At 62.0% G+C, this 11,602-nt stretch carries 12 protein-coding genes and 1 other annotated feature; of the genes, 10 read left to right on the top strand and 2 right to left on the bottom strand.

All coding sequences use genetic code 11. From position 1 onward, the window contains the following. Positions 1-316: 316 nt before the first annotated feature. Both B5F27_RS00905 and B5F27_RS00900 read right to left on the bottom strand, forming a co-directional pair. A complete protein-coding gene (locus tag B5F27_RS00905) occupies positions 317-805 on the bottom strand; it encodes a threonine/serine exporter family protein (protein ID WP_087363971.1) in 489 nt (162 codons plus the stop codon). After that, positions 802-1,590: a threonine/serine exporter family protein gene (locus B5F27_RS00900; RefSeq protein WP_087363968.1), complete on the bottom strand. Its 789-nt coding sequence runs from the start codon at positions 1,588-1,590 to the stop codon at positions 802-804. Before B5F27_RS00900 ends, B5F27_RS00905 begins: the two co-directional genes overlap by 4 nt. A gap of 141 nt (positions 1,591-1,731) precedes the next feature. Then, positions 1,732-1,996 (top strand) — a binding site (T-box leader). A 97-nt stretch (positions 1,997-2,093) separates the two neighbouring features. Here B5F27_RS00900 and B5F27_RS00895 point away from each other — a divergent pair. The 10 genes from B5F27_RS00895 (at position 2,094) to B5F27_RS00850 (ending at position 11,477) form a co-directional block, all read left to right on the top strand. Further along, positions 2,094-2,963 (top strand): MetQ/NlpA family ABC transporter substrate-binding protein, encoded by an 870-nt coding sequence (locus B5F27_RS00895; protein WP_087246692.1) that lies wholly within the window; start codon positions 2,094-2,096, stop codon positions 2,961-2,963. Positions 2,964-2,986: 23 nt separating this feature from the next. Beyond that, positions 2,987-4,000 carry an ATP-binding cassette domain-containing protein gene (locus B5F27_RS00890; RefSeq protein WP_087363965.1) on the top strand — a complete coding sequence of 338 codons (1,014 nt, stop codon included), beginning with the start codon at positions 2,987-2,989 and terminating at the stop codon, positions 3,998-4,000. Beyond that, entirely contained in the window at positions 3,997-4,653 is a 657-nt protein-coding gene (locus B5F27_RS00885) for a methionine ABC transporter permease (protein ID WP_087246694.1), read from the top strand. Before B5F27_RS00890 ends, B5F27_RS00885 begins: the two co-directional genes overlap by 4 nt. A gap of 34 nt (positions 4,654-4,687) precedes the next feature. Then, on the top strand, positions 4,688-5,962 hold the full coding sequence (locus B5F27_RS00880; protein WP_087246695.1) for an O-acetylhomoserine aminocarboxypropyltransferase/cysteine synthase family protein: 1,275 nt from the start codon (positions 4,688-4,690) through the stop codon (positions 5,960-5,962). A 39-nt stretch (positions 5,963-6,001) separates the two neighbouring features. Beyond that, positions 6,002-6,925: a homoserine O-succinyltransferase gene (gene metA / locus B5F27_RS00875; RefSeq protein WP_087246696.1), complete on the top strand. Its 924-nt coding sequence runs from the start codon at positions 6,002-6,004 to the stop codon at positions 6,923-6,925. Positions 6,926-6,994: 69 nt separating this feature from the next. Then, entirely contained in the window at positions 6,995-8,038 is a 1,044-nt protein-coding gene (locus tag B5F27_RS00870; RefSeq protein WP_087363962.1) for a P1 family peptidase, read from the top strand. A gap of 30 nt (positions 8,039-8,068) precedes the next feature. Then, a complete protein-coding gene (locus B5F27_RS00865) occupies positions 8,069-8,644 on the top strand; it encodes a nitroreductase family protein (protein WP_087363959.1) in 576 nt (191 codons plus the stop codon). A 298-nt stretch (positions 8,645-8,942) separates the two neighbouring features. Further along, on the top strand, positions 8,943-9,824 hold the full coding sequence (locus B5F27_RS00860) for a transporter substrate-binding domain-containing protein (protein ID WP_242956764.1): 882 nt from the start codon (positions 8,943-8,945) through the stop codon (positions 9,822-9,824). Between the two features lie 182 nt (positions 9,825-10,006). Next, positions 10,007-10,717, top strand: coding sequence for an amino acid ABC transporter permease (locus tag B5F27_RS00855; protein ID WP_242956762.1), 711 nt, complete (start codon positions 10,007-10,009; stop codon positions 10,715-10,717). Further along, positions 10,707-11,477: an amino acid ABC transporter ATP-binding protein gene (locus tag B5F27_RS00850; RefSeq protein ID WP_087363956.1), complete on the top strand. Its 771-nt coding sequence runs from the start codon at positions 10,707-10,709 to the stop codon at positions 11,475-11,477. Before B5F27_RS00855 ends, B5F27_RS00850 begins: the two co-directional genes overlap by 11 nt. Positions 11,478-11,602: the final 125 nt, after the last annotated feature.

Below are 11,602 nucleotides of genomic sequence, written 5' to 3'. Positions count from 1 at the left end.
TTCAAAGGAAGGTCCTTTCCTTTGTGTGCCTATAATACCATACCCCCCCCGGTGTCAAGACCCGATTTCAAATTTTCCCATTTTTGCTTTATTTTATATAGTTTGGAAAAGTCCATCTTGGATACAAGCCGTTTTGAGGACGGGAGGGACGGAGGAGATTCCCAGGATTGGCGGGGTGTTTTCCGGCTCTTCCGAATATATATTCTTTTCGGGCAAAGAGCGGCCTCTTATCCAGAGTCTGCAGGGCCGGGAAAACAAAAAAGCGCCTGTTTTCACAGGCGTTTGGTACAAAAATAGTAAAAATATTTTTATAAAATTATTTTTGCTTTTTATCTTCAGCGGAGGGCTGGGTGGCTTGCTTATACTGTTTGGATTTGGGGAAAGGCAGGCCCAGCACCAGCGAGATACTGATAGCCAGGGCCGCCGCGATTTTGACGGTATCGGTGGCGCTGGCAGCCATCTGGACGTTATCATTCTGGATAAAATAATAAGCGGTATAGTAGATGCCGGCGCCGGGCACCAGGGGGAAAATACCGCTCAGGAGGAAGACCGTCACCGGGGCCTTGAGGGTTACCGCAAAGATGCGGGCCAGCAACGTCAGCGGGATTGCGGCCAGCAGGTTGGCGGTGACAGCCCCCACCCCCAGCATCACCGCCAGCTCATAAGCGAGCCAGCCCACGGCGCCGGTGGTGGCGCAGGCCAGGTAGCACTTGCGGGGAATGCCGAACAGCATTCCGAAGCAGAGGGTGCCCACCCCGCCAAAGATAAACTGCCGCAGCAGCTCAAAGATTTGTGCGCTCGTCATGCCACCGTCACCCCCGTCAGAAGGGTATGGGCCCGCAGCACAAGGCCGGTGCCGCAGGCCAGGCAGGCGGCCACCAGGATCGCGTCGATCAGCCGGATGGTGCCGGACAGATAGTCCCCTTTCACAAAATCCCGGATGGACATGGTAAAGGCCACGCCGGGGGTCAGGATCATCAGCGCGCCGATGACGGCATGGTTGACGCTGGCCCCCAGGGCCCCGCACACCAGGATGCACACCAGGGTGATGAGGGCCGCGCCGGTGATTTTCTGAATCAGGGCAGGCAGACGCCGGCACAGCCACAGATACAGGTTGACGGTGCCTCCGGCGGCCGCAGCGGCCACCGCCTCCCAAATGCCGCCCCCAAACATCATGGCGAAGGCCGCCGACCCGATGGCCCCGCTCAGCACCTGGGCCAGTCCCCCGGGGAAGGGAATCCGCCGGGCGGCCACCAGCTGCAGCTCGGCCTGTTCCAGGTTCACCTGGCCCGCTGCGATTTCCCGCGACAGCTCGTTCACCGCCGCCACACGGCCCAGATGGATCGTGCGCACCGGCACGTTCCGCACTTCACTGATTTCAGCGGTGCCGGCGCTGGCAAAAATGCCGTTGGTCAGCACATATACGTGAAATTCCCGCAGGTGCAGGCTGCGGGCCATGATCTGCATGGTCTGCTCCGCCCGGAACACCTCGGCTCCGTTTTCCAGCAGGGTCTGTCCTGCTGCCATGATGAAATCCATAATACGGCGGCGTTCCTCGCCGTCGGGGTAAAGCTGGATGTTCTCCGCCATACGCTCCTCCTGTTATGGGGGCGGGGCCCCTTGTTCACCCTAATACTTTACCACGAAGGCCCGCACTGCACAAGCAAAAAAAGATTCACTTTGCCTGTTGACAAATTGTCCTGCGGTGGATACAATAAAAACAATATCACAAAATTGGCTGTGAAGAGAAGAGTAAGCTCTCGCATTGACCCCTTCCAGAGAGCCTGGACGGTGGAAGCAGGCGGGGAACAGGGAGCTGAAAATGGTCTCGGAGCTGCGCGGGCGAGGAGCAAGAGCACCAAGCCTGCGACGGGTGCGCCCGTTACAGCGTCCGGCTGTACGCGGAAAAATTTCTGCCGCAGCATCGAGGCCGCGCCCCGCAAGGGACCGGCAAAACAAGGTGGTACCACGGAAGCATTCTGCTCTCGTCCTTGCAGGCATGGAGGCCTGTACGGACGGGAGTTTTTATTTTTCCGTCGCAAAACACGAACGCAAGAAGCATTTTATGTGGGATAGTAAGAGAGGTTTTGATTATGCTGAAGATTTCGCGCCGCAATTTCCTGAAAGTCACCGGTGCTGCCGCCGCAGCCGCCGCCCTGGCCGCCTGCTCCTCCGGCAATGGCAGCTCGGCCCAGCTCCATGTGGCTGTGCCCAACGACACCACCAATGAGGCCCGCGCCCTGCAGCTGCTGGAGAAGAACGGCTTCTTCACCCTGAAAGAAGGCGCCGGCATCACCGCCACCAAGAACGACATCGCCGAGAACCCCCACAACATCGTCATCGACGAGGTGGAGGCCGCCCAGGTTCCCAATGTCCTGCAGGACGAGGACTACGCGGTCATCAACTCCAACTACGCCATCGCCGCCGGTCTGGACCCCATGACCCAGGCTCTGGCCATGGAGGACGGCACTTCCGACTACGTCAACGTCCTGGTCTGCAAGGAAGGCAATGAGGAGAACCCCCTCATCAAGGCTCTGGCCGCTGCCCTGGAGAGCCAGCAGGTCAAGGACTTTATGCTGGAGCAGTACGGCGGCGCCGTGGTGTCGGTGGTGGAGAACCCCACCGACGGCTATGACCCCACCGTGGACTACGACGCTCTGAACGGCCAGACCGTCAGCTGCGCCGCCACCCCCGCTCCCCACTGCGAGGTGCTGGAGGTCTGCGTCCCCATTCTGGAGGCCAAGGGCATCACCCTGGACATCCAGGAGTATGACGACTACATCATCCCCAACAACATCGTGGAGGATGGCACCGTCGACACCAACTACTTCCAGCATCAGCCCTACCTGGACGACTTCAATGAGCAGAACGGCACCCACCTGGTGACCGTGGCCGGCATCCACGTGGAGCCCATGGGCATCTACGGCGGCAAGCAGACCAGCCTCGACGCCATCCAGGCCTGACACGCGCAAAAGGAGCATCCGCTGTGATTGAGATCAAACATCTGTCCAAGACCTTCCAGATGAAGGACGGCGCCGTCGAGGCCCTGCAGGACATCAACTTAACCATCCCCGACGGGATGATCTACGGCATCATCGGCATGTCGGGCGCAGGCAAGAGCACCCTGGTGCGGTGCATCAACCTGCTGGAACGGCCCACCTCCGGCTCGGTGGTCATTGACGGCACCGCCATGGAGACCCTCTCCCCCGCCGATCTGCGGGCCCGCCGCCGGGAGATCACCATGATCTTCCAGCAGTTCAACCTGCTGATGCAGCGCAGCTGCCTGAAAAATGTCTGCTTCCCCATGGAGCTGGCCGGCGTCAAAAAGGCCGACGCCGAAAAGCGCGCCCGGGAACTGATGCAGACGGTGGGCCTGCCCGACAAGGCCGAGGCCTACCCGGCCCAGCTGTCGGGCGGCCAGCGCCAGCGTGTGGCCATCGCCCGCGCCCTGGCCACCAACCCCAAGGTTCTGCTGTGCGACGAGGCCACCAGCGCCCTGGACCCCGACACCACCCGCTCCATCCTCTCCCTGATCCGGGAGATCAACCAGAAACTGGGCATCACCGTGGTGGTCATCACCCACCAGATGAGCGTGGTGGAGGCCATCTGCGACCGGGTGGCCATTCTGGACGGGGGCCGCGTGGTGGAGGAAGGCGCTGTGCAGGAGATCTTTGCCCGGCCCAAGACCGCGGCAGCCCGCCGTCTGGTGGCTCCCGGCGGCGGCAAGGCCTCCCGCGAGCTGGCCTCCTTCGCCCCCGATGACCACGTCATCCGCCTGACCTTCAACGGCTCCTCCACCTCCAAGCCCCTGGTGGCCAGTCTGGCGGCCGAGACCGGCATCCTGGTCAGCGTCCTCAGCGCCGATACCCGTGATCTCAACGACCAGTGCTTTGGCAGCATGATGCTGCGCCTGCCCCGGGATGTGGCCGAGGCCCGCCGGGCCGTGGACTACATCAAGGTTCAGCCCGGCGTAACAGTAGAGGAGGTGACCGGCCTGTGACGGTACAAGATTTTGCATTTGCGGTCTGGGAGACCTTTTATATTACGGTGCTGTCCACCGCCTTCGCCCTGGTGCTGGGTCTGCCCCTGGGCGTCCTGCTGGTGGCCGGCGACAAGGACGGGGTGCTCCCCCTGCCCGGCTGGCTGATGCACGCCCTCAACGTGGTCATTAACATCCTGCGCAGCATCCCCTTCCTGATCCTGATGATCTGCGTGTTCCCCCTGTCCCGCTTCATCATCGGCACCACGGTGGGCACCAACGCCACCATCGTGCCTCTGGTGGTGGCCTCCTTCCCCTTTGTGGCCCGTCTGGTGGAGACCAGTCTGCGGGAGCTGGACGCCGGCGTCATTGAGGCCGCCCAGAGCATGGGCGCCACCCCCTTCCAGATCATCACCAAGGTCATGATCCCCGAGAGCCTGCCCAGCCTGATTTCCAGCATGACCACCGCCCTCACCACCATTCTGGGCTATTCGGCCATGTCCGGCGCCATCGGCGGCGGCGGCCTGGGCAAGATCGCCATTTCCTACGGCTACTACCGCTATCAGGCCAACATCATGCTGATAGCCGTGGTCCTGCTGATCGTTCTGGTTCAGCTGTTCCAGACCGTGGGCACCGCCCTGTCCAACCACAGCGACAAACGCCTGCGCAAATAAACCATCCTGTCATGTATGAAAGGAGTCTTCTGCCATGAATCGCGATACCATCTGCGTCCAGGGAGGCTACACCCCCGGCAACGGCGAACCCCGCCAGATTCCCATCATCCAGTCCACCACCTTTAAGTACTCCACCAGCGAGGACATGGGCAAGCTGTTCGACCTGGAGGCCGACGGCTACTTCTATTCCCGCCTGCAGAACCCCACCTGCGACGCCGTCGCCCGCAAGATTGCGGCTCTGGAGGGGGGCACCGCCGCCATGCTGACTTCCAGCGGCCAGGCGGCCAACTTCTTCGCCCTGTTCAACATCTGCCAGTGCGGCGACCACATCGTCTCCTCCTCCACCATCTACGGCGGCACCTTCAACCTGATCTCGGTCACCATGGCCAAGATGGGCGTGGAGGTCACCTTCGTGGAGCCCACCTGCACCGAGGAAGAGCTGAACGCCGCGTTCCGGCCCAACACCAAGGCTGTGTTCGGCGAGACCATCGCCAACCCCGCCCTGACGGTTCTGGACATTGAGAAGTTCGCCAAGGCCGCCCACGCCCACGGCGTGCCCCTGATTGTGGACAACACCTTCCCCACCCCCGTCAACTGCCGGCCCATCGAGTGGGGCGCCGACATCGTCACCCACTCCACCACCAAGTATATGGACGGCCACGGCGCCTGCATCGGCGGCGCCATCGTGGACAGCGGCAAGTTTGACTGGATGGCCCACGCCGACAAGTTCCCCGGCCTGTGCACCCCCGACGACAGCTACCACGGCATCACCTATGCCGAGCGCTTCGGCAAGGAAGGCGCCTTCATCACCAAGGCTACCGCACAGCTGATGCGGGACTTTGGCTGCTGCCAGTCTCCCCAGTCCGCTTTCATCCTGAACCTGGGCCTGGAGAGCCTCCATGTCCGGATGGCCCGCCACTGCGCCAACGCGCTGGCGGTGGCCCAGTTCCTGGAGAAGCACCCCAAGGTGGCCTATGTGGATTACTGCGGTCTGGAGTCCAGCCCCTACCACGCTCTGGCCCAGAAGTACCTGCCCAACGGCAGCTGCGGCGTGGTGTCCTTCGGTCTGGCCGGCGGCCGTGAGGCAGCCAGCACCTTCATGAAGTCCCTGAAGCTGGCCGCCATCGAGACCCACGTGGCCGACGCCCGCACCTGCTGCCTGAACCCCGCCTCCAGCACCCACCGTCAGATGAACGACGAACAGCTGAAGGCCGCCGGCGTTCCCGCCGAGCTGGTGCGCATGAGCTGCGGTCTGGAGTCCAGCGAGGACCTGATCGCCGACATCGCCCAGGCCCTGGACCAGGTCTGAACCCCATCCCATGAAATTGTTTGAAGGAGGCCCGCCCCCATGCCGCTGATTATCCCCAAGACTCTGCCAGCCTACGACGCCCTGTACGCTGAGAATATCTTTGTCATGCACCGGGAACGGGCCCTCTCCCAGCACATCCGGCCTCTGGAAATTGCGATCCTCAACCTGATGCCCACCAAGATCGCCACCGAGACCCAGATCGCCCGGCTGCTGGCCAACAGCCCTCTGCAGGTCCACATGACCCTGCTGCAGACTGCCAGCCACGCCGCCACCCATGTGTCGGCCGCCCATCTGGAGGCCTTTTACAAGACCTTTGACGAGGTGCGGAACCGCCGCTTTGACGGCATGATCATCACCGGCGCGCCGGTGGAGACCATCCCTTTTGAGGAGGTGGACTACTGGCCCGAGCTGTGCGAGATCATGGAGTACTCCAAAACCAACGTCTACTCCACCCTCCATGTCTGCTGGGGCGCCCAGGCCGGTCTGTACTACCACTACGGCGTCCGCAAGGAGCTGCTGCCCGCCAAGATGTTCGGCATCTTCCCCCACCGGGTCACCCGGCCCGCAAACCCGCTGGTGCGGGGCTTTGACGAGGTGTTCTACGCCCCCCACAGCCGTCACACCGGCATCTGCGTGGAGGACGTAAAGAGCTGCCCGGCCCTCCGGGTGCTGGCCTCCAGCGACGAGGCAGGGCCCTTCCTGCTGAGCACCGAGAACGGCCGTCAGATTTTCGTCACCGGCCACCCCGAGTACGACCAGCTGACTCTGGACGCCGAGTACCGCCGGGATGTAGCCAAGGGGCTGCCCATTGCGCCCCCCAAGAACTACTATCCCAACGACGACCCCAGCCAGCCCCCCATCTTCCGCTGGCGGGCCCATGCGCACCTGCTCTATTCCAACTGGCTGAACTACTACGTCTATCAGAACACACCCTACGACCTGGACAAGCTGGACAGTGTCTGATCTTTCACAGGGCCCCGTCGAGGCAGACCGCCCCACGACAGGGCCCTGTTTTTTCAGGAGGTTTTCTCTATGGGTATCGAATCCCGCTGGGGGTTCCGGGTGGGCAGCCTGCCCCACGGCCCCCTCAACAAAATCAGCGACGTGCCCGGGGTGACAGTGGGCCACTGCACCCTGGCCCGGGGCGACGTCCAGACCGGCGTCACCGCCCTGCTGCCCCATCCCGGGGACACCTTCCACGAAAAGGTTCTGGCGGCGTCCCATGTCATCAACGGCTTCGGCAAGACCATCGGCCTGGTGCAGATTGACGAGCTGGGCACCCTGGAAACCCCCATCCTGTTCACCAACACCCTGAGCGTGGGCACCGCCGCCACCGCCCTGGTGAAGTACATGCTGGACCGCTGCCCCGACATCTGCGAGACCACCAGCAGCGTCAACCCGGTGGTGTGCGAGTGCAACGACAGCGGCCTGAACGACATCCGGGGCCTCCACGTCACCGAGGCGGACGCCCTTGCGGCCCTGGCCGACTGCCGCGCCGACTTTGCCGAGGGCGCCGTGGGCGCCGGCCGCGGAATGCGGTGCCACGGCCTGAAAGGCGGCATCGGCTCCTCCTCCCGGGCGGTGGAACTGGACGGCCAGACCTACCACATGGGCGCGCTGGTTCTGTCCAACCACGCCAAATTCGACGACCTGATTGTGGCAGGGGTGCCGGTGGCCCAGCGTCTGGAACAGGCCGCCCAGGTGCCACCCCACGAGGACAAGGGCTCCATCATCACGGTGCTGGCCACCGACGTTCCCCTGTCCGAGCGGCAGCTGGGCCGGATCGCCCGCCGTGCCATTGTGGGCCTGAGCCGCACCGGCTCCTACTGCGGCAACGGCAGCGGCGAAATCGTCATCGCCTTCTCCACCGGCAACCGCATTTCCCACTACCCCCAGAGCGACCTGGTGCCTCTGCGGGCAGCGGCAGAAAATAAAATGGATCTCCTGTTCCGCGCCGCCGCCGAGTGCGTGGAGGAGAGCGTCCTGTCCTCTCTGCTCCACGCCGAAACCGTCACCGGCCGGAACGGCCTCACCGTCCGCAGCCTGGCCGACCTGCTGCAGGGCCGGCCCGACTAATCCCCATCATCCGGAAAGGAGAACGCTGAAATGGACATCATGGAACTTCTCGCCACCCGCCGCACCTACCGCCGCTTTGCCCAAAAGCCGGTGCCGGCCGACGTCATCGCCGACATGATTGAGGCGGTGCGCCTGTCCTCCTGCGGGGCCAACCGGCAGGCTGTCCGGCTGGTCATCGCCGCCAAGCCCGAGGACGTGGCCCGCATCCAGCCCCTGGTGAAGTGGGCCGCCTATCTGCCTCCCGAGCAGGGCACCCCCAAGTCGGAGGAGCTGCCCACCCTGTTTGTGGCGGTGGTGCAGGACACCACCATTCCCGGGGACCTGGACACCGACACCGGCATCGCTCTGGCCAACCTGACCCTGGCCGCCTGGGCCAAGGGGGTGGGCAGCTGCATCATGGGGGCCATCGACCGCCCCCGCCTGACCCAGCTGCTGGGCCTGTCCGACACTGAAAAGCTCCACACCATGGTGGCCCTGGGCTATCCCACCCACGACGCCCGGGTCGTTCCCCTGACGGTGGCCACCGGCGTCAAATATTACCTGGACGACAACCGGGACTACTGCGTCCCCAAGCGCAGCGCCGAGGAAATCGCCCGCTATCTGTAAGTCCTCTGGTTTTGGCCTCCGCCCTTTCAGGCGGGGGCTTTTTTGCTGGAAGGAGCCCCGAAACAATTTGCATATATACGACGATTCAGGTCGATTTGCGTATAAGTTATCTCAAATTGGTTTCAAATCACTCGTGTTTTCTGCACAAGGCTTGACTTTTTAATTTGTACAAACTATACTACTGGTTGTCGTCGGGAGGATTCCCGACTAAACGCCGCATCGTGTGTTTGCGGCCTATGGGCGGGTCGCCCGCCCCTGCCTGAATTTGTTTTTTGCAAGATAAGAGGAGTGTATGAATATGAAGAAGATTTCTCGCCGCAGCTTCCTGGTGGCTGCCGGTATTTCCGCCGCTATGGCTCTGACCGCCTGCTCCAGCTCCAGCTCTTCCACCGCCGCTTCCAGCACCGCCAGCAGCGCTGCTTCCGCCGCTGACTCTGCTGCTTCCTCCACCCAGGCCATCCAGACCCTGGACGACCTGGCCGGCAAGGTCGTGGGCGTCCAGCTGGGCACCACCGGCGACCTGCTGATGAGCGAAGAAGTGGGCGAGGGCGAGGACAAGCTGGGCATCGCCAGCGTCGAGCAGTACAACAAGGGCGCTGACGCCGTGCAGGCTCTGCTGACCAACAAGATCGACGCCGTCTGCATCGACGACCAGGTGGCCAAGAACTTCGTCGAGGCCAACCCCGATCAGCTGACCACCCTGGACACCGCTTTCGCTGAGGAGAGCTACGCCATCGCCGTCAGCAAGGAGAACCCCGACCTGACCGAGGCTTTCAACACCGCCATCGCTGAGCTGAAGGAGGACGGCACCCTGGACGCCATCCTGGACAAGTACATCGCCAAGGTGGAGGGCGCCGAGGGCTACACCACTCCCGAAGGCACCGAGTACCCCAACGGCACCCTGGTCATGGCTACCAACGCCGCCTTCGAGCCCTATGAGTACATCGAGAACGGCGAGATCGTGGGCATCGACGCTGAGTTCGGCAAGGCTCTGTGCGACAAGCTGGGCTATGAGCTGCAGATCGAGGACATGGAGTTCGACTCCATCATCGCTGCCGTCAACAGCGGCAAGGCTGACTTCGGCATGGCCGGCATGACCATCACCGAGGAGCGCCAGGAGCAGATCGACTTCACCGATACCTACTGCACCGCTGCACAGGCCATCATCGTGCTGAAGTAAGCGATCTCTAAAAAAGAGAAAAACTCTTTACAAACTGCAATTTTTGTGGTTTTATAAGAGATGCGGAGGACAGAGCCCGGGTGCGAATCCTGGCTCTGTCCCTTCTCTTTATGTATATATGCATAAAAATTCAAAATCTGTGCATATTTGTTCCACCCCGTCTGCCCTGCAAGGAGGATTCCATGTCCATGTTCCAAAACCTGTGGGCGGAGCTTGTCAGCGAGTTTACCGCCACCTTTATCACAGAGCAGCGCTATCTGCTGTTTCTGAACGGTTTGAAAACCACCCTGATTGTCGCCTTTGCGGCGGCGGCTCTGGGCGTTGTGCTGGGTTTCATTCTGGCCTACATCCGCACCACCTATGACCAGACCGGTCGTCTGCGGATCCTGAACGCCCTGGCCAAGGTCTATCTGACCGTCATCCGCGGCACCCCCACCATGATCCAGCTGCTGATCATGTACTTTGTCATCTTCGGCTCAGTGAAGATCGACAAGATGCCGGTGGCCATCCTGGCCTTCGGCATCAACAGCGGCGCCTATGTGGCCGAGATTTTCCGCAGCGGCATCATGAGCATCCCTCCGGGACAGATGGAGGCCGCCCGCAGCCTGGGCCTGAACTACACCCAGGCCACCTGGAAAATCATCCTGCCCCAGGCGGTCAAGAACGTCCTGCCCGCCCTGGGCAACGAGGTCATCGTCCTGCTGAAGGAGACTTCCATCAGCGGCTACATCGCCCTGCAGGACCTGACCAAGGCCGGCGACATCGTCCGCAGCCGCACCTACAGCGCCTTCTTCCCCTATATCTCGGTGGCTGTGATCTATCTGGTGCTGGTGCTCTGCCTGGAGAAACTGCTGAATTATATGGAAGGGAGGCTGGCACGCAGTGACCGCTAAAGAAAAAATCATCGAAGTCCGCGGGCTGAAAAAGACCTACGGCGGCGAGAAAAAGCGGGGTTACAAGGGCCTGACCCCCACCCTGGACGTCCTGAAAGGGATTGACATTGACATCTACCGCGGCGACGTGGTCTGCCTGATCGGCCCCTCGGGCTGCGGCAAATCCACCTTTCTGCGGTGCCTGAACCGGCTGGAAAAGCCCACCGGCGGCGTCATCAAGTTTGAGGGCATCGAGGTCAACGAGGACCACATCGACAAGCTGCGCCAGAAGATGGGGATGGTGTTCCAGCACTTCAATCTGTTCCCCCACATGACGGTGAAGGAAAACCTCTGCATGGCCCCCACCCTCCTGAAGCTGAAGTCCAAGGAGGAAGCCGCCCAGAAGGCGGAGGAACTGCTGGCCCGCGTAGGCCTGTCGGACAAAGCCGATGTCTACCCCGCCAGCCTGTCCGGCGGTCAGCAGCAGCGCATCGCCATCGCCCGGGCCCTGGCCATGGACCCCGATGTGATCCTGTTCGATGAGCCCACCTCGGCCCTGGACCCCGAGATGGTGGGCGAGGTTCTGGCCCTGATGAAGGAGCTGGCCCACACCGGCATCACCATGCTGGTGGTCACCCACGAGATGGGCTTTGCCCGCGAGGTGTCCAACCGGGTGATCTTCATTGATGAGGGAACCATCCAGGAGGACGAGCCCCCTGAGGAGCTGTTCTCCAACCCCAAGAACCCCCGGCTGAAAGCATTCCTGTCCAAAATGCTCTGATAGCAACAAAAAACCGGCAGACGGTGCCCCGTGCACTGCCTGCCGTTTTTTGTTGGGTTATTTCTGACGAAGATACTCGAACCCATCCAGCAAAAAACCGGCAGCCCATGTTTTCCACAGGCTGC

The organism is Faecalibacterium sp. An192 (assembly GCF_002160175.1).
Classification (GTDB): domain Bacteria; phylum Bacillota; class Clostridia; order Oscillospirales; family Ruminococcaceae; genus Faecalibacterium.
Note: the sequence above shows the minus strand (reverse complement) of the source record. Positions and strands in the feature narration are given on the sequence as shown.